The sequence below is a fragment of the Pseudomonas sp. AC169 genome (genome assembly GCF_979258515.1).
In genome coordinates this window covers 5,369,402-5,387,469 of sequence record NZ_OZ409866.1, presented here as the reverse complement: position 1 = coordinate 5,387,469, position 18,068 = coordinate 5,369,402, and the positions used below count along the sequence as shown (strand labels likewise).

The window sequence follows — 18,068 nt, the reverse complement described above, 5'->3', positions numbered from 1 at the left end:
TCTTTTGTTAACCGAAAGCGGCCCTCTGTAACGAAGAAATTCCCCTGTGGGAGCGAGCTTGCTCGCGAAAGCGCCGGGTCAGGCAATGAACATGTCGACTGAAAGGGCCTCTTCGCGAGCAAGCTCGCTCCCACAGGGGTTGGTGGTGGCTGCGGGAGTTGAATACATGACCATTCGCCGGGGTGATGCGGCAAAAGTCATCGAGGGGACTTGCACGATCGGTATTATGGTATACCATCAGACGCACAGACACTCTCAATCCCTCAACGGAGCAGCTCATGAGTTTCGAAATTCGCAAGATCGTCAGCTATGTCGAAGAAACCTTCATCGAAGGCGGCAAAGCCACTGACAAGCCAGTGACCATGGTCGGTCTCGCCGTGGTGATGAAAAACCCTTGGGTGGGCAACGGTTTCGTTGAAGACCTCAAGCCGCAGATCCGCGCCAATTGCTCCGACCTCGGTGCACTGATGGTTGAGCGTCTGGTCGGCATCATCGGCGGCGCGGAAAAGATCGAGGCCTACGGCAAAGCCGCTGTGGTCGGCGCTGATGGCGAGATCGAACACGCCTCCGCGGTGATCCACACCCTGCGCTTCGGCAACCACTACCGCGAAGCGGTCAACGCCAAGAGCTACCTGAGCTTCACCAACAAGCGCGGCGGCCCGGGCACTTCGATTCAGATCCCGATGATGCACAAGGACGACGAAGGTCAGCGTTCGCACTACATCACTCTGGAAATGCAGATCGAAGACGCGCCACGTGCCGACGAAATCGTCGTCGTGCTGGGTTGCGCCGACGGTGGTCGCCTGCACCCGCGCATTGGCAACCGCTACATCGATCTGGAAGAACTGGCCGCCGAAAAAGCCCAGTAATCACAATAAAAAGGCACTGCAGGAGCGCTCCATGATTCGGCTCACCGCTGAACTCACCCCGGCTGGCACCAGTTACCTGGCGACCGGCCAAGGCCAGCCCGTGGTTTTGATCCACGGCGTGGGCCTGAACAAAGAAATGTGGGGCGGGCAGATTGTCGGTCTGTCCAGCCAATACCGGGTGATCGCCTACGACATGCTCGGCCATGGCGCCAGCCCGCGACCGGCCAGCGGCACCGCCCTGCTCGGTTACGCCGATCAGTTGCTGGAGCTGCTCGATCACCTGAATCTGCCGCAGGCAGCGGTGATCGGTTTCTCCATGGGCGGTCTGGTTGCGCGGGCCTTTGCCCTGCATTATCCGGAGCGCTTGCAAAGCCTGGTGGTGTTGAACAGCGTGTTCAACCGCAGCGAAAAACAGCGAGCCGGCGTCATCGCTCGCACCGCGCAAGCAGCCGAGCACGGCCCGGACGCCAACGCCGAAGCGGCACTCTCACGCTGGTTCAGCCGCGAATATCAGGCGGCCAACCCGGCGCAGATCGCGGCGATTCGCCAGACCCTAGCCGGCAATGATCCGCAAGGCTACCTGACCACCTACGAATTGTTTGCCACCCAAGACATGTACCGTGTTGACGATCTGGGCAGCATTCAGGCGCCGACGCTGATCGCTACTGGCGAACTCGACCCGGGTTCGACCCCGGAAATGGCCGAGCAACTGGCCCGACGCATCCCCGGTGCGAAGGTTGCCGTGCTGCCCGAGCAACGGCATATGATGCCCGTAGAGTCGCCGCGTCTGGTCAATCAGACGCTGCTGGAATTTCTCCAATTCGCACACTCCCGACAAAACCATATAAAGGGGATCGTTGCATGACACTCGCACGCTTCCAGATGTGCATCGGCGGAGAATGGGTCGATGCCCTCTCCGGCAAGACCTTCGAAAGCCTTAACCCGGCCACGGCACAAGCCTGGGCCGAGCTGCCTGACGCCGATGAAGCGGACGTCGAACGCGCCGTGCAATCGGCACAGACTGCTTTCGACAGCCCGGCCTGGCGTGGCCTGACCGCCACCGCTCGCGGCAAATTGCTGCGCCGTCTCGGTGATTTGATCGCCGAAAATAAAGAACAACTGGCGCAGCTGGAAAGCCGCGACAACGGCAAGCTGATCCGCGAGACCCGTGGCCAAGTCAGTTATCTGCCGGAGTTTTTCCACTACACCGCCGGCCTTGCCGACAAGCTTGAAGGCGGCACGTTGCCGCTGGATAAGCCGGATTTGTTCGCTTACACCGTGCACGAAGCGATGGGCGTGGTCGCTGCGATCATTCCGTGGAACAGCCCGCTGTACCTGACCGCAATCAAACTTGCCCCGGCCCTCGCCGCCGGCAACACGATTGTGATCAAGCCGTCCGAGCACGCCTCGGCAACCATTCTTGAGCTGGCACGTCTGGCCCTCGAAGCCGGGATTCCGCCGGGCGTGGTTAACGTCGTCACCGGTTACGGCCCGAGCACCGGCGCCGCCCTCACCCGCCACCCGCTGATCCGCAAGATTGCCTTCACTGGCGGCGCGGCGACGGCGCGGCATGTGGTGCGCAGCAGTGCCGAGAACTTCGCCAAGTTGTCGCTGGAGCTGGGCGGCAAGTCGCCGAACATCATCTTCGCCGACGCCGATCTGGACAGCGCGATCAACGGCGCGATTGCCGGGATCTACGCGGCGTCCGGTCAGAGCTGCGTGTCCGGTTCGCGTCTTTTGGTGCAGGACGAAATCTACGACGAGTTCGTCAGCCGGCTGGTCGAGCGCGCCCAGCGCATCCGCATCGGCAACCCGCAAGAAGACAACAGTGAAATGGGCCCGATGGCCACCGCGCAACAACTGGCGGTGGTCGAAGGTCTGGTCGCCGATGCCATCGCCGAGGGCGCGCGTTTGCGCACTGGCGGCAAGCGCCCGACCGATCTCGGCGAGGGCTGGTTCTACGAGCCGACGCTGTTCGAATGCGACCGCAATTCGATGAAGATCATGCAGGAAGAAGTCTTCGGCCCGGTGGCTTCGGTGATTCGCTTTAAAGATGAAGCCGAAGCGCTGGCGATCGCCAACGACTCGCAGTTCGGACTCGCGGCGGGCATCTGGACGCGTGATTTGGGCCGGGCTCATCGCCTCGCTCGTGATGTGCGCTCGGGGATCATCTGGGTCAACACTTACCGCGCGGTGTCGGCCATGGCGCCGATCGGCGGCTTCAAGAACAGTGGCTATGGACGCGAAAGCGGCATCGATTCGGTGCTGGCCTACACCGAACTGAAAACGGTGTGGATCAACCTGTCTCAGGCACCGATGCCTGATCCGTTTGTGATGCGCTAGGAGTCCTGCGAAATGATCGAACCCGGCATTTACAAAGACGTCATGAGCTCGTTCCCGTCCGGCGTTACGGTGGTTACTACCGTTGACCCCGAAGGCGGGATCGTCGGCATCACCGCCAGCGCCTTCAGTGCGCTGTCTATTGACCCGGCGCTGGTGCTGTTCTGCCCCAACTACGCTTCCGACACTTACCCGGTGTTGCGTGACAGCAAGAAATTCGCGATCCATTTGCTGTCCGCTGATCAGACCGCCGAGGCCTATGCGTTTGCCGGTAAAGGCAAGGACAAGGCCAAGGACATCGAGTGGCATTTGAGCGAACTCGGTAACCCGATCCTCGCCAAAGCCACGGCGATCATCGAGTGCGAGTTGTGGCGTGAATACGATGGTGGTGATCACGCGATTATCGTTGGCGCGGTGAAGAACCTGATCCTGCCCGCGCAACCGGTGACGCCGATGATTTACCACAAAGGCAAGCTTGGGCCGTTGCCGACATTGGCCTGACGGATTCACACACGTCTCTGTAGGAGCTGCCGAAGGCTGCGATCTTTTGACTTTGATTTTCAAGAGCAAGATCAAAAGATCGCAGCCTTCGGCAGCTCCTACACAAGGGATCGGTGTCGTGAGGAGGAATGATGAATAACGAAAAATACGAAAAAGGCCTGAAGATCCGCACTCAGGTACTGGGCGAAGCCTACGTCCAGCGTTCTATCGAGAACGCCGACGACTTCACCCGCCCCCTGCAGGAAATGGTCACCGAATACTGCTGGGGCCATGTCTGGGGTCGCGAAGGCTTGTCGCTCAAGGAGCGCAGCATGATCAACCTGGCGATGATCTCGGCGCTCAACCGCCCGCACGAACTCAAGCTGCATGTGCGTGGCGCCTTGCGTAACGGCTTGAGTCGTGAGCAAATACGCGAAATTCTGCTTCAGGTCGGCATTTATTGCGGCGTTCCGGCAGCCGTGGACAGTTTCCGGCTGGCCCGTGAAGCCTTTGCCGAAGCCGACGCCGAAGCCTCAGTTAACCCCTCGGCTGTTTAGATGCCCGTCTGGCATGGACAGCCAACCGAAAGAGCGGACCCCATGAAACGCCAGCCACTCGACGACAGCTTCAAGGTCAATCGCAACCCCGTTACCCTGCGCGAAATCGTGCTGGATAAACTGCGTAGCGCGATCATGAATTTCCAGCTCATGCCCGGTGATCGCCTGGTCGAGCGCGATCTGTGCGATCGCCTGGGCGTCAGCCGCACCTCCGTGCGTGAAGCCTTGCGTCACCTCGAATCCGAAGGCCTGGTGGAATTCGCCGATGCCAAGGGCCCGCGTGTCGCCATCATCACGTTGGCCGATGCCGTCGATATCTACGAACTGCGCTGCGTGCTCGAAGGCTTGATCGTGCAGCTGTTCACCTTGCGCGCCAAAGCCAAGGACATCAAAGCCCTGGAAAAAGCCCTCGACGACAACCGCAAAGCGCTCAAGGACGGCGAACTGCAACAAGTTATCGACTCGGTGCAGGGTTTCTACGACGTGCTGCTCGAAGGCTCGGGCAACCATGTCGCGGCCACACAGTTGCGTCAGTTGCAGGCGCGCATCAGCTACCTGCGTGCGACTTCGGTATCGCAGGAAAACCGTCGCGGTGCGAGTAATCAGGAAATGGAAAAAATGGTCGCGGCAATCAAGAGCGGCGACCCGCTGGTGGCGCATCAGGCCTGTGTCGATCACGTTCGCGCAGCGGCTGCCGTGGCCCTCGACTATCTCAAGCGCAAACAGGAAGAAACAGGCGCGACGCCTGCGATCACCCTGCCCATCGCGCTGAAAGAACCGCGCATAGGTCAATGACATGTTCAGCCCGAGCTTTTGCCCGAAATGCGGTGGCCCTGACCTCGGTCAGCAGATACCGGCGGGCGATACGCACGAGCGCCTGATGTGCCGCGGCTGCGGCTACATCCACTACGTCAATCCGAAGATCATTGCCGGCTGCATCATTGAGCAGGACGGCAAATACCTCTTGTGCCAACGGGCGATCCCACCGCGCCCGGGCACCTGGACGCTGCCGGCCGGGTTCATGGAAAGCGGCGAGACCACCGAGCAAGCTGCCATTCGCGAAGTCTGGGAGGAAAGCGGCGTGCGTGCGGAAATCGTCTCGCCGTACTCGATTTTCAGCGTGCCGAAGATCAGCGAGGTGTACATCATCTTCCGTGCGACCGCGCTGGAGATCACCGGGCAATACGGGCCGGAAACCCTCGATTACAAGTTCTTTGCGCCTGAAGACATTCCGTGGGAACAGATCTATTACCCGGCGATCCGGCAGATTCTCGAGCGCTATATCGAAGAGCGCCAGGCTGGGGTGTATGGGATTTACATGGGTAATGACGATAGCGGCAAGATTCACTTTATTCGCTGATCACGCAGCCCGCTCTTCTGATCGTTCCCACGCTCCGCGTGGGAATGCAGCCCGGGACGCTCCGCGTCCCTTTCAAAGCCGAACGCGGAGCGTCCGAAGAGGCATTCCCACGCGGAGCGTGGGAACGATCAATACCGTGGGCTTCAGAGTGGGGCGATGCCTTCGACGATGATGATCTCCGCCCTCGCCCATTCTTCGCGATAACTTCTCGCTTCCTGGTACGCCGCCGAGTGGTAGCACGCCACAGCTTTTTCGTAACTCTCGAATTCGATCACCACACTGCGCTGCGGCGTCTTGCGCCCTTCCATCGCCTCACTGCGCCCGCCTCTTGCCAGAAACTTCGCGCCAAACTCAGCGAACGCCGCGGGCGCGCGCTGGGTGTATTGGCTGTAGTGATCGGCATCGGCTATATCCACGTGAGCAATCCAGTACGCCTTCATAGTGACCTCTTTGTTGATTTTGTATTATGGTATACCAATATATTTCCAACGAACCCTGAGAGTCCAGCATGGCCTTCAACAGCATCGAAGAAATCATCGAAGATTATCGCCTCGGCAAAATGGTCCTGCTGGTCGATGACGAAGACCGCGAGAACGAAGGCGACCTGCTGCTGGCCGCCGACCGTTGCACGCCGGAGGCGATCAGCTTCATGGCCCGCGAAGCGCGCGGGCTGATCTGCCTGACCCTGACCGACGAACATTGCCAGCGTCTGGGCCTGGAGCAAATGGTGCCGTCCAATGGCAGCGTGTTCAGCACCGCGTTTACCGTGTCGATCGAAGCGGCGGTTGGCGTGACCACCGGCATCTCGGCGGCGGATCGTGCCTGCACGGTTGCCGCTGCCGTCGCGCCGAATGCCCGCGCTGAAGACCTGGTGCAGCCGGGCCATATCTTCCCGCTGCGCGCCAAGGAAGGTGGCGTGCTGACCCGCGCCGGGCATACCGAAGCGGGTTGCGATCTGGCTCGTTTGGCTGGTTTTACCCCGGCCTCGGTAATTGTCGAGGTGATGAACGACGACGGCACCATGGCTCGCCGTCCGGATCTGGAAGTGTTTGCGCGCAAGCACGAGATCAAGATCGGCACCATTGCCGACCTGATCCACTATCGCCTGAGCACCGAACACACCATCGAGCGCATTGGCGAACGCGAGCTGCCGACGGTGCATGGCACGTTCCGTTTGATCACCTTTGAGGACCGCATCGAAGGTGGCGTGCACATGGCGATGGTCATGGGCGATCTGCGCCGTGAAGAGCCGACGCTAGTGCGCGTGCACGTGATCGATCCGTTGCGTGATCTGGTCGGTGCCGAGTACAGCGGGCCGACGAACTGGACGCTGTGGGCGGCGTTGCAACGGGTCGCGGCTGAGGGGCATGGGGTTGTTGTGGTGCTGGCCAATCATGAGTCTTCGCAGGCGTTGCTGGAGCGGGTGCCGCAACTGACCCAGCCGCCACGGCAGTTCAGCCGTTCGCAATCGCGGATTTATTCGGAGGTGGGGACTGGGGCGCAGATTTTGCAGAATCTGGGGGTGGGCAAGCTCCGGCATCTCGGGCCGCCGCTGAAATATGCCGGGTTGACCGGGTATGACCTGGAGGTGGTCGAGAGTATTCCGTTTACCGAGTGAAGCTGCCCTCACCCCAGCCCTCTCCCCGAGGGAGAGGGAGCCGACCGAGGTGTTTAGTCGCTATACGCCGACCTGAGATACCGAGCCGAACTCAGGTTTTGAACAGCACGAAGATCAGCTCGCGTTCCAATGCCGAGTCGAGCTCGATTTTGAACGGTATGAAGATCTGCTCCCTTTCCCCCTCTCCCATTGGGAGAGGGCTGGGGTGAGGGGCTGGATCTAAAATTTCTACACATCTCTCAGTGAAAAAATCACCCACCGCCAGATAACCGGTAAGGCAAAGTGCTTGCACAAAGTTTGGAATACCATAATATGATATTCCATAGACCGGACACTCCAACGAACGTCCGGCTACTGCTCCCGATAGGCGGGCAACAACGCAAGCCCGCTCAAAAACACAACAATGAGGGCGTGAACATGGTGTTGAACAAAGCTGCAACCGCGATCTTTTTTGCGGGACTGCTCAGCGTCACCGGCCAGGCTGCAATGGCTGCCGAAAGCGTGAACTTCGTCAGCTGGGGCGGAAGCACCCAGGATGCGCAGAAACAGGCCTGGGCCGATCCGTTCAGCAAGGCCAGCGGCATTACCGTCGTGCAGGACGGCCCGACCGACTACGGCAAACTCAAAGCCATGGTCGAGAGCGGCAACGTGCAGTGGGACGTGGTCGATGTCGAAGCCGATTTCGCCCTGCGCGCCGCCGCTGAAGGCCTGCTCGAGCCCCTCGATTTCAAAGTCATTCAACGCGACAAGATCGACCCGCGTTTCGTCAGCGATTATGGCGTCGGCTCATTCTTTTTCTCCTTCGTCCTCGGTTACAACGAGGGCAAACTCGGCGCCAACAAGCCGCAGGACTGGAGCGCCCTGTTCGACACCAAAACCTACCCCGGCAAACGCGCCCTGTATAAATGGCCAAGCCCCGGCGTGCTCGAACTGGCGCTGCTGGCCGATGGCGTAGCGGCCGACAAGCTCTACCCGCTGGATCTGGATCGCGCCTTCAAGAAACTCGACACCATCAAGAAAGACATCGTCTGGTGGGGCGGCGGCGCGCAGTCGCAGCAACTGCTGGCGTCCGGTGAAGCGAGCATGGGCCAGTTCTGGAACGGTCGCATTCACGCCCTGCAAGAAGACGGCGCACCGGTCGGCGTGAGCTGGAAACAGAACCTGGTCATGGCCGACATTCTGGTGATTCCAAAAGGCTCGAAAAACAAGGACGCGGCGATGAAGTTTCTGGCCAGCGCCAGCAGCGCCAAAGGCCAGGCCGACTTTTCCAACCTGACCGCCTACGCCCCGGTCAACCTCGACAGTGTGGAGCGTCTGGATTCGACGCTGGCCCCCAACCTGCCGACTGCCTACGCTAAGGATCAGATCACTCTTGATTTCGCGTACTGGGCCAAAAACGGCCAGTCCATCGCGACACGGTGGAACGAATGGCTGGTCAAATGAAAATGGCGGCCACCGCGTCCCGTCCCTCCACTGCCACCGGGAGCGCCAATGGCGCTGCCGGTTCGGCCCACGGAACACCGGCGGTTGCGATGCAGCAAGCCCCGACCCTCAGACAACGCTGGCGCGGCGCCGGCAACCTCGCGCCAGCGCTGCTGTTCATCGGCCTGTTCTTTCTCGCGCCGTTGATTGGCCTGCTGTTGCGCGGCGTGCTCGAACCGACGCCGGGCCTTGGCAACTATGAACAACTGTTCGCCAACTCGGCGTACGCTCGAGTGTTGCTCAACACCTTTTCGGTGGCCGGGCTGGTAACACTGTTCAGCCTGCTGCTGGGCTTTCCACTGGCCTGGGCGATCACTCTGGTGCCGCGCGGCTGGGGGCGCTGGATCCTCAACATCGTGCTGCTGTCGATGTGGACCAGCCTACTCGCCCGCACCTATTCGTGGCTGGTGCTGCTGCAGGCTTCGGGCGTGATCAACAAGGCCTTGATGGCGATGGGCATCATCGATCAGCCGCTGGAAATGGTCCATAACCTGACCGGCGTGGTGATCGGCATGAGCTACATCATGATTCCGTTCATCGTCCTGCCGTTGCAGGCGACCATGCAGGCCATCGACCCGATGATCCTGCAGGCCGGTTCGATCTGCGGCGCCAGTCCGTGGACCAACTTCTTCCGGGTGTTCCTGCCGCTGTGCCGGCCGGGTCTGGCCTCCGGCGGTTTGATGGTTTTCGTGATGTCGCTCGGTTACTACGTCACCCCGGCGCTGCTCGGCGGGGCGCAGAACATGATGCTGCCGGAGTTCATCATTCAGCAGGTGCAATCGTTCCTCAACTGGGGCCTGGCCAGTGCCGGCGCCGCGTTGCTGATCGCGATCACTTTGGTACTGTTCTACTTCTACCTGAAGCTTCAGCCGGAATCCCCGGTTGGCGCCAGTAACGCGAGGTAAGCCGACATGCTCCTGACCCCTAATGCGATGAGCCGGCGCATGCGCTTCGGTCTCTACGCCACCACCGGGCTGATCGGTCTGTTCCTGCTGTTGCCGATCGTGTTCATCGTGCTGCTGTCGTTCGGCTCTTCGCAGTGGCTGGTATTTCCGCCACCGGGCTGGACGCTGAAATGGTACGGCCAGTTCTTCTCCAACCCCGACTGGATGAACGCTGCCGCAGCGAGCCTCAAAGTTGCTGTCCTCACGACGATTTGCGCTGTGGCCCTCGGTTTGCCGACTGCGTTTGCGCTGGTGCGTGGACGTTTCCCAGGCCGGGAAATGCTCTACGGTCTGTTCACCCTGCCGATGATCGTGCCGCTGGTGATCATCGCCGTAGCGGTGTACGCGCTGTTCCTCAAGCTCGGTTACACCGGGACGATGTTCGCCTTCGTCGTCAGCCATGTGATCGTCGCGCTGCCGTTCACCATCATTTCGATCATCAACTCGCTGAAGCTGTTTGATCAGTCGATTGAAGACGCGGCGGTGATTTGCGGTGCGTCACGCCTGCAAGCGGTGTTCAAGGTGACATTCCCGGCGATCCGTCCGGGCATGGTCGCCGGCGCCCTCTTCGCCTTCCTCGTTTCGTGGGACGAAGTGGTGCTCAGCGTGATGATGGCCAGCCCGACCCTGCAAACCCTTCCCGTAAAAATGTGGACCACCTTGCGCCAGGACCTGACGCCAGTGATCGCCGTCGCTTCGACGCTGCTGATCGGCTTGTCTGTTTTGGTCATGGTCATCGCCGCCGCACTGCGCCGGCGCAACGAAATCAGCGCTTGAGCGCCAGGAGTACGACATGAGTGCCGTGATCAAAGACGCTTCCCAGCAGAATGACAAACCCCTGGTCAGCCTGCGCAACCTGAACAAACACTACGGCGACTTTGCCGCCGTCGACAACATCTCGCTGGACATCAAGGACGGTGAATTCCTCACGTTCCTTGGTTCCAGCGGCTCGGGCAAAAGCACCACGCTGTCGATGCTCGCCGGGTTTGAAACGCCGAGCAGCGGCGAGATCCTCGTCAACGGTGAATCGCTGGTGAATGTGCCGCCGCACAAGCGTGACATCGGCATGGTGTTCCAGCGCTATTCGCTGTTCCCGCATCTGTCGGTGCGCGACAACATCGCCTTTCCCTTGGCGATTCGCAAACTGGCGGCGGCCGAACGTGAGAAGCGTGTCGATGCGATGCTGAAGCTGGTGCAGCTTGAGCAATTCGCCCATCGCCGCCCTTCGCAACTGTCTGGCGGTCAGCAACAACGTGTCGCCATCGCCCGCGCCTTGGTCTACGAGCCGCGCATTCTGCTGATGGACGAACCGCTCGGTGCGCTGGATAAAAAGCTCCGCGAAGACTTGCAGGATGAACTGCGCCAACTGCATCGCCGACTGGGCATCACCATTGTTTACGTGACTCACGACCAGGAAGAAGCCATGCGTTTGTCGCAGCGCATCGCGATTTTCAGTCACGGCAAGATTGTGGGTTTGGGCAGTGGTTATGACCTTTATCAGAATCCGCCGAATGCGTTTGTGGCGTCGTTTCTGGGCAATTCGAACTTCCTCAAGCTCAAGGCGCAGGGCAATGCGGCGGCTTCGTTTGAAGGACAGTCGCTGTCGATTCGACTGACGGCCGGGTTGCATACGGATCAGGATGTATTGCTGATGGTGCGGCCGGAAAAGGCACTGGCGTTGAGCGTGGCGCAAGCGATCAGCGAACCGTTGCCGTCGGGGTGGAATGAGGTTTCAGCGAAGGTTGTGGAAGTGCTGTTTCTGGGTGAGAGCCAGACTTGCAGCGTGGTCACTTCGGGCGGGACTTCGATGACGGTGAAAGCGTTGTCCGCCGCCGGCATGCCGCTCAAGGCCGGGGATCCGGTGCAGGTGCGCTGGGCTACGGCTGATGCTTGCGTGTATACCGAATGGACTGAAAGCGATCTGAACAAGGCTGCTGGTTCTCACTGATAGGGTTTTGTCTGTGAGATTTACCCCCTCACCCCAGCCCTCTCCCCCAGTGGGGGCGAGGGGGAAAGGGAGCCGATCTTCATGCTGTTCAAAACCCCAGTTCGACTCGGTATCCCAAGTCGGCGTAACTCGTCAGGACAACTCGGTCAGTCCCCTCTCCCTCCGGGAGAGGGCTAGGGTGAGGGAGCCAATCTCCGTGCCGTTCAAAACTTGAGTTCGACTCGGTATCCGAAGTCGGCGTACCTCAAAAGAACACCACGGTCAGTCCCCTCTCCCTCTGGGAGAGGGCTAGGGTGAGGGAAACAGACGACGCGGTATCAAGTAATCGGCCGGTAGCCATCGATTTCGTCCGGCCACGCCGTAAGGATTTCAAACCCGGTCTCCGTCACCGCCACCATATGCTCCCATTGCGCCGACAACGAGCCATCTTTGGTCAGCACCGTCCAGCCATCCGGCATGTTCTTCACATGACGCTTACCGGCATTAAGCATCGGCTCCACGGTAAAAATCATCCCGGCCTTGAGCTTCATGCCCTGATTCGGGAAGCCGTAATGCAGAATCTGCGGCTCATCGTGATAGACCTTGCCGATCCCGTGCCCGCAGTACTCGCGCACTACGCTGAAACCTTCTTTCTCCGCCAGCGTCTGGATCGCGTGGCCGATGTCGCCCAACGTCGCGCCCGGTTTCACCACACGAATACCCGCGCACATGGCGTCATAGGTGGTCTTGATCAGGTGCTGCGCCTCAGGCGTCGCCTCACCGACCACGTACATGCGGCTGGTATCACCGAACCAGCCATCCTTGATCACCGCGATGTCGAGGTTGACGATGTCGCCATCCTTCAACGGCGTGCCTGAGGGAATCCCGTGGCAGACCACGTCGTTGACGGACGCGCAGACGGTTTTCGGAAAACCGTGATAGCCGACGTTGGCCGGCACGGCTTTCTGCACGTTGACGATGTAGTCATTACACAGTTGATCGAGCTGATCCGTAGTGACGCCAGCCTTGACGTGCGGCACCAGCATCGCCAGCACTTCAGCGGCGAGTTTGCCGGCAGCGCGCGATTGGGCGATCTCGGCCGGGGTGTTGATCTTGATCTGGTTTCTCATGCGCTGACGGCTTCCTGAGTCAGTTGTTGCAGATCCAGCCCGCCGTTCTGTTCGGCGCGGATCAGCAAGCGGCAAATGGCGCTGTGGTCGAGGTTGGGGTGCAGTTCGGCGAGCATGCCGATGCGCATCCAGTGCTCGGCCTGCGCGTTGATCGAGCGGCTGAGGGCGTTGCTGGAGATACGCAGGTTCTCGTGCATGTCCTCTGAAATCTTTACGATGCCCATATATGAATCCGATACGATGTGTATATGGATCGTATATTAGCCAAGACTCCACCAAAATTGCAAACACACACGCTGATCGTTCCCACGCTCCGCGTGGAAATGCAGCCCGTGACGCTCCGCGTCGCTGGACGCGGAGCGTCCCTAGAGGCATTACCACGCGGAGCGTGGGAACGATCAGCTACTAAATCGCAGGCAAAAAAAAGCTGCCAAAAATGGCAGCAAAAACTTTAAGAACACGCGATGTATTGGCCTCAGCATAGGCGCCGAATAATGACAGTGTCATGACAGCCTCACATTCATTGAACCGCCCCTGCCCCGTCATCAGGATGTCATCAAGATCACGGCAGAATCCTCGCAAACCGTCTTGAGCCTTCGGGCGGATGCTGTGCAAGGATTCCCATGAAACAAGACGCCTCGCTGTTTGCCGCCATCGACCTGGGTTCGAATGCCTTCCGGCTGATGATCGGCCAGTCGGTGCGCAGTCGAAAGGGCTTGCAGATTCAGGAGGTGAAAACCCTGCGTGAGCCGGTGCGGCTTGCCGAAGGCTTTGACGGTGGTGCGCTGGATGCGTTGGCACTGGATCGCGGTTGGCAGGCATTGGCGCGGTTCGGCAAAAAACTGCGCGGTTTCGAGGCGGGTCGGGTGCGCGCGGTGGCAACCAGCGCAGTGCGCGAGGCTGATAACGCGCAGCTGTTTCTGGCCAGTGCCGAACGGCATCTGGGCTTTCCCATCGACGTGATTTGCGGCCATGAAGAGGCGCGACTGGTCTACGCCGGCGTGACCCACGCCTTGCCGAGCGCCGCAGACCTGCGCCTGGTGGTCGACATCGGTGGCGGTTCCACTGAGCTGATTCTCGGCCAGGGTTCACAACCGTTGCTGACCGAGAGTATCGCCATCGGCAGCGGCACCTTGAGCACGCGCTTCTTTCGCGGCGGCGATGTGTCCGCCGGCGCGCTGCAGGAAGCCGAGCGCTTTGCCATACTGCAGTTTGAAAAGGTTGCCCGACGCTACCGTGCTCAGGGCTGGCAGCAAACCATCGGTTCTTCCGGCACTGCGCGCATGCTGGCCAAAGTGCTCAAGGCCAATCGCCTCAACGACTACGATCAGGACGGCATCACCTACGGCGGGCTACTACGCCTGTCGTTGCTTCTGCTGAAGGTGAACAACGTCCAGCAACTGAAACTGGCCGGCCTGCAACCACACCGCCAGAGCATTCTGCCCGGCGGTCTGGTGTTGATGCTCGCGGCATTCAAAGTGTTCGGCATTGCGCAAATGCTGCCGTCGGAACCAGGCCTGCGTTTAGGCGTGTTGCACAGTTTGATGAGCCAACACTAATCCTCGCCACGACAGATTCGTCTCCCCTTCAGCGGCGCGATCGACTACCATGCCGCCGCCGGTTTCCACACGGGATTAATAGGGAATCCGAAATGCTTGCACAGCATCAATCGGAACTGCCCCCGCAACTGTAGGTGCCGAGCCTGCTCCACGACTGCCACTGGGATGACTCCCGGGAAGGCCGGAGCCAGGCGATGACGCATCAGTCAGGAGACCTGCCGGCACAGTGACTGACTAACCGGCGGGGTGTCCGGGAAGGACATCGTGCCGCGCGTCTTTTGATTAAATGCCGGCCTTGCGCAGGTTTCCATGATCGCGTTCGACGGTGTGTTTCCAATCCGTACCCTCCCCGCTCCCCGTACGGATCCATTGGAGACTGCCCCATGCTGCTGCCTCGCGTTGCCACCCTCATCACCGGTCTGAGTCTTTGCACGCTGGCCCATGCGGCACCCACTCAATACCCGCTGACCATCGAAAACTGTGGCAGCCACCTGACCTTTCAGCACGCGCCTGCGCGCACCGTGACCATCGGCCAGGCCGGCACGGAAATGCTCTACGCCATGGGTCTGAGCGACAAAGTCGTCGGCACCTCACTGTGGTTCAACAACGTGCTGGCCAAATACAAGGCGCAGAACGACCAGATCGAGCGTCTGGCCGATAACGAACCGAGCTTTGAATCGGTGATCGGCAAGCGTCCGGAACTGGTCGCCGTGGAGCTGGAATGGATGGTCGGCCCACAAGGTGCGGTGGGCACCCGCGAGCAGTTTCATGAACTGAAGATTCCGACGTACCTGCTGCCCTCCGATTGCGAAGCCAAGGACAACCTTGTCGGCGCCGATGGCACGCGACTGGCGCCGTTTCGCATCGAGACGATTTACAAAAGCGTGAGCCAACTGGCGCAGATCTTTGATGTGCAGGAGCGTGGCCAGCAGCTCAATGACGAGCTCAAGGCCAGCCTCGCCAAATCGATTGCCACCGCCCACGGCAAACAACTCAAGGACGCCAGCGCGCTGGTCTGGTTCTCCAGCGCACAAATGGACATCGAGCCGTTCGTGGCCGGGCACAAAGGCATTCCCGATTTCATGCTCAGCACCCTCGGCGTGCGCAACGTGGTGGAATCCGATGAGGAGTGGCCAACGGTCGGCTGGGAAACCATCGCCAAGGCCAATCCAACCTTTCTCGTCATCGCGCGCATGGATCGTCGCCGCTTCCCTGCTGACGACTATGAAAAGAAACTCGCCTTCCTGCGCAGCGATCCGGTAACGCGCAACATGGACGCGGTGAAACATAACCGCATCATCATTCTCGACGCCATGGCCATGCAGGCCAGCCTGCGCATGTTCGAGGGTATCGAGCAATTGGCCACGGCCATCAACGGCTATGACCTGTCGCAATGAGTGCCAGCCTGCTCCGTACGTTGCTGGCCTTGGCGATGCTGTTGATTGCAGTGGTCGCTGGCGTGGCCATCGGCGAAACCTCGATTGAGCCGGGCGTGGTCGTGCAAGTGCTGGCGAACAAATTGTGGGGCGCCGGGTACGCGCTCGACCCGATCGACGAAGGCATCGTCTGGAACTACCGCTTGACCCGCGCACTGGTCGCGGCCGCATGCGGCGCCGGTCTGGCGACGTGCGGGGTGATCTTGCAGTCGCTGCTGCGAAATCCGTTGGCCGATCCGTATCTGCTGGGGATTTCTGCCGGCGCCTCGACCGGAGCGGTGATGGTGGCGCTGCTCGGGGTTGGCGCCGGAATGATCTCGTTATCAGTCGGAGCCTTTGCCGGGGCAGTGACCGCATTTGTGCTGGTGATTCTGTTGGCGCGGGTCAGCGGCTCGGCGAGCGGCACCGGGCAAATCATTCTCGCGGGGATCGCCGGCTCGCAGTTGTTCAACGCGCTGACGGCGTTTCTGATCACCCGCTCGGCCAGCTCCGAGCAGGCACGCGGGATCATGTTCTGGCTGCTGGGCAATCTCGGTGGCGTGCGCTGGCCATCGGTGTGGCTCGCGGTGCCGGTGGCGTTGTTGGGGTTGGTCGTGTGCTTGTGGCATCGGCGGGCGCTGGATGCGTTTACCTTTGGCGCGGATTCGGCGGCATCCCTCGGTATTCCGGTGCGACGCGTACAGATTCTGCTGATTGGCTGCGCGGCGCTGGTGACGGCAGTAATGGTGTCGATTGTCGGCTCGATCGGTTTTGTCGGTCTGGTGATCCCCCACGCCGCGCGGCTGTTGCTTGGCACCGGTCACGCGCGGTTGCTGCCGGCCAGTGCCTTGGGCGGTGCGGTGTTTTTGATTGCCGCTGATGTGTTGTCGCGAACCTTGATCAAGGGTCAGGTGATTCCGGTCGGGGTGATTACCGCGCTGGTTGGCGCGCCGGTATTTGCCTTGATTCTGGTTGGCCGCAGGTCCGCACGATGAACAGTGTGTTGAGTTGTTCTGGCCTGACGTTCAAGGTGCGCGGCGCCGAGTTGCTTAACGGTGTCAGCCTTGAGGTGCAGCGCGGCGAAACGCTGGGGATCGTCGGGCCGAATGGCTCGGGGAAATCCACGCTGCTCAAACTGCTGGCCGGGTTGCGCGAACCGAGCGCTGGCGAGGTCCTGCTCGAAGGCCAGCGCTTGGGCAAAATGGCCCGGCGCAGCATTGCGCAAAAGCTTGCGGTGGTCGAACAACAGGCCGACACCGACGACGGCATTCGCGTGTTCGACGCCGTTGCGTTGGGGCGCACGCCCTGGCTGTCGGCGCTGCAGCCGTGGTCGGCGGCGGACGACGCGATTGTTCAGCAGGCGCTGACCGACGTTGACGCGATGCACCTGCGCACCCGACTCTGGCGCAGTCTGTCCGGTGGCGAACGACAGCGGGTTCATATCGCTCGCGCCTTGGCGCAGCGACCGCAGATTCTGTTGCTGGACGAGCCGGCCAACCACCTCGATATTCAGCATCAACTGACCATTCTCAATGTGGTGCAGGCGCTGCCGGTAACCACGCTGATCGCGCTGCATGATCTTAATCAGGCGTTGAAATGCGATCGTCTGGCGGTGCTGGAGCACGGGCGGCTGGTGGCGTTGGGCAAGCCGCTGGAGGTGCTGACACCGCAGCGGTTACAGGAGACGTTCGGGGTCAGGGCGCACTATCTGACGGACCCGTTCGATGGGGCGCAGATTCTTCGATTCCACTCATGACGCTGTGCATGTGAGTGGTCTGCCATATCGGGTCAGCGTCGACGTCAATAATCTCGAAACCCTGCCGCTGCCAGAACGCGATGGCGCCCGGTAAAAACGGATGGGTGTGCAGGTAGATCAGTTCTACTTCATTGGCGAGCGCCAGATCTTTGAGTGATCGATACAGTGCGCCGGCCAGGCCGGAGCGGCGCTGCGATGGCAGGACAAACAGACGGACGATTTCCACCACTTCAAGGTCCGGATAGGGCAAGTGCGGGAAGCGCCGGTCGTAAGGGAGATAGCCGATGGACGCGACGATTTGCCCTTCGTGGCGAGCGATCAGAAAGCGCCCTGCCCCACGCAGATACACCTCGGCAAAACGCGCCAGATCGTCGGGCATGCCGGTCGCGCTGAGCTTGGGGAAAAGCTCGGCACGGGCCTTAAGAACAAAATTCAGAACTTCAGGAATATCTGCGTCGGACACGGCCTGGATAACGGGTTGATCACTCATGTAGCGGCAAACACCTGAACTGCGGCTGGGCACAGTAGCAACAACAGGTCCCGCGAAGCCATCCAGAATCTTATGACTTGCACAAAACCCTGTGGGAGCGAGCCTGCTCGCGCATCCAACAATGATGTTGACTGACAGGAT

Annotated in this window: 20 protein-coding genes and 1 riboswitch; of the genes, 16 read left to right on the top strand and 4 right to left on the bottom strand. The window is 60.4% G+C overall.

Annotated elements, in window-relative coordinates:
- Positions 1–278: 278 nt before the first annotated feature.
- The 7 genes from ACZZ0G_RS24160 to ACZZ0G_RS24130 all read left to right on the top strand — a co-directional run bounded on the left by ACZZ0G_RS24160 (position 279) and on the right by ACZZ0G_RS24130 (position 5,606).
- Positions 279–869 (top strand): amino acid synthesis family protein, encoded by a 591-nt coding sequence (locus ACZZ0G_RS24160; RefSeq protein ID WP_007917992.1) that lies wholly within the window; start codon positions 279–281, stop codon positions 867–869.
- A 31-nt stretch (positions 870–900) separates the two neighbouring features.
- A complete protein-coding gene (locus ACZZ0G_RS24155) occupies positions 901–1,734 on the top strand; it encodes an alpha/beta fold hydrolase (RefSeq protein ID WP_463557805.1) in 834 nt (277 codons plus the stop codon).
- A complete protein-coding gene (locus ACZZ0G_RS24150; RefSeq protein WP_105705041.1) occupies positions 1,731–3,212 on the top strand; it encodes an aldehyde dehydrogenase in 1,482 nt (493 codons plus the stop codon). Before ACZZ0G_RS24155 ends, ACZZ0G_RS24150 begins: the two co-directional genes overlap by 4 nt.
- Before the next feature lie 12 nt (positions 3,213–3,224).
- Positions 3,225–3,710 carry a flavin reductase family protein gene (locus ACZZ0G_RS24145; protein WP_016984497.1) on the top strand — a complete coding sequence of 162 codons (486 nt, stop codon included), beginning with the start codon at positions 3,225–3,227 and terminating at the stop codon, positions 3,708–3,710.
- A 131-nt stretch (positions 3,711–3,841) separates the two neighbouring features.
- Complete coding sequence (locus ACZZ0G_RS24140) at positions 3,842–4,246, top strand: carboxymuconolactone decarboxylase family protein (protein WP_463557804.1); 405 nt, start codon at positions 3,842–3,844, stop codon at positions 4,244–4,246.
- Between the two features lie 42 nt (positions 4,247–4,288).
- Entirely contained in the window at positions 4,289–5,041 is a 753-nt protein-coding gene (locus ACZZ0G_RS24135) for a GntR family transcriptional regulator (protein WP_463557803.1), read from the top strand.
- 1 nt (position 5,042) lies between these two features.
- A complete protein-coding gene (locus tag ACZZ0G_RS24130) occupies positions 5,043–5,606 on the top strand; it encodes an NUDIX hydrolase (RefSeq protein ID WP_463557802.1) in 564 nt (187 codons plus the stop codon).
- Between the two features lie 143 nt (positions 5,607–5,749).
- On the opposite strand, the gene ACZZ0G_RS24125 is transcribed toward ACZZ0G_RS24130, so the two are convergent.
- A complete protein-coding gene (locus ACZZ0G_RS24125) occupies positions 5,750–6,046 on the bottom strand; it encodes a DUF1330 domain-containing protein (protein ID WP_463557801.1) in 297 nt (98 codons plus the stop codon).
- A 68-nt stretch (positions 6,047–6,114) separates the two neighbouring features.
- Between ACZZ0G_RS24125 and ribBA the strand changes: the two genes are divergently transcribed.
- From ribBA to ACZZ0G_RS24100, 5 genes are all read left to right on the top strand, one after another.
- The gene (ribBA, locus tag ACZZ0G_RS24120) at positions 6,115–7,224 is read left to right on the top strand and encodes a bifunctional 3,4-dihydroxy-2-butanone-4-phosphate synthase/GTP cyclohydrolase II (RefSeq protein ID WP_463557800.1); all 1,110 of its coding nucleotides are present in this window, start codon (positions 6,115–6,117) and stop codon (positions 7,222–7,224) included.
- A 417-nt stretch (positions 7,225–7,641) separates the two neighbouring features.
- Complete coding sequence (locus tag ACZZ0G_RS24115) at positions 7,642–8,667, top strand: ABC transporter substrate-binding protein (RefSeq protein ID WP_463557799.1); 1,026 nt, start codon at positions 7,642–7,644, stop codon at positions 8,665–8,667.
- On the top strand, positions 8,664–9,611 hold the full coding sequence (locus ACZZ0G_RS24110) for an ABC transporter permease (RefSeq protein ID WP_463558886.1): 948 nt from the start codon (positions 8,664–8,666) through the stop codon (positions 9,609–9,611). Before ACZZ0G_RS24115 ends, ACZZ0G_RS24110 begins: the two co-directional genes overlap by 4 nt.
- A 6-nt stretch (positions 9,612–9,617) precedes the next feature.
- Positions 9,618–10,427, top strand: coding sequence for an ABC transporter permease (locus ACZZ0G_RS24105; protein ID WP_007918021.1), 810 nt, complete (start codon positions 9,618–9,620; stop codon positions 10,425–10,427).
- Between the two features lie 16 nt (positions 10,428–10,443).
- Positions 10,444–11,598: an ABC transporter ATP-binding protein gene (locus ACZZ0G_RS24100; RefSeq protein WP_463557798.1), complete on the top strand. Its 1,155-nt coding sequence runs from the start codon at positions 10,444–10,446 to the stop codon at positions 11,596–11,598.
- A 317-nt stretch (positions 11,599–11,915) separates the two neighbouring features.
- On the opposite strand, the gene map is transcribed toward ACZZ0G_RS24100, so the two are convergent.
- Entirely contained in the window at positions 11,916–12,707 is a 792-nt protein-coding gene (gene map / locus ACZZ0G_RS24095) for a type I methionyl aminopeptidase (protein WP_463557797.1), read from the bottom strand.
- Positions 12,704–12,931 carry a ParD-like family protein gene (locus ACZZ0G_RS24090; protein WP_007918027.1) on the bottom strand — a complete coding sequence of 76 codons (228 nt, stop codon included), beginning with the start codon at positions 12,929–12,931 and terminating at the stop codon, positions 12,704–12,706. Before ACZZ0G_RS24090 ends, map begins: the two co-directional genes overlap by 4 nt.
- A gap of 399 nt (positions 12,932–13,330) precedes the next feature.
- Here ACZZ0G_RS24090 and ACZZ0G_RS24085 point away from each other — a divergent pair, with 399 nt between their 5' ends.
- The 4 genes from ACZZ0G_RS24085 (at position 13,331) to ACZZ0G_RS24070 (ending at position 17,437) form a co-directional block, all read left to right on the top strand.
- A complete protein-coding gene (locus ACZZ0G_RS24085) occupies positions 13,331–14,266 on the top strand; it encodes a Ppx/GppA phosphatase family protein (RefSeq protein ID WP_463557796.1) in 936 nt (311 codons plus the stop codon).
- Positions 14,267–14,308: 42 nt separating this feature from the next.
- Positions 14,309–14,503, top strand: a riboswitch (cobalamin riboswitch).
- A gap of 146 nt (positions 14,504–14,649) precedes the next feature.
- Positions 14,650–15,663 (top strand): ABC transporter substrate-binding protein, encoded by a 1,014-nt coding sequence (locus ACZZ0G_RS24080; protein WP_463557795.1) that lies wholly within the window; start codon positions 14,650–14,652, stop codon positions 15,661–15,663.
- Positions 15,664–15,671: 8 nt separating this feature from the next.
- A complete protein-coding gene (locus tag ACZZ0G_RS24075; protein ID WP_463558885.1) occupies positions 15,672–16,676 on the top strand; it encodes a FecCD family ABC transporter permease in 1,005 nt (334 codons plus the stop codon).
- The gene (locus ACZZ0G_RS24070) at positions 16,673–17,437 is read left to right on the top strand and encodes an ABC transporter ATP-binding protein (protein ID WP_463557794.1); all 765 of its coding nucleotides are present in this window, start codon (positions 16,673–16,675) and stop codon (positions 17,435–17,437) included. Before ACZZ0G_RS24075 ends, ACZZ0G_RS24070 begins: the two co-directional genes overlap by 4 nt.
- On the opposite strand, the gene ACZZ0G_RS24065 is transcribed toward ACZZ0G_RS24070, so the two are convergent.
- On the bottom strand, positions 17,376–17,927 hold the full coding sequence (locus ACZZ0G_RS24065) for a GNAT family N-acetyltransferase (protein WP_463557793.1): 552 nt from the start codon (positions 17,925–17,927) through the stop codon (positions 17,376–17,378). The genes ACZZ0G_RS24070 and ACZZ0G_RS24065 overlap by 62 nt on opposite strands.
- Between the last annotated feature and the right edge of the window lie 141 nt (positions 17,928–18,068).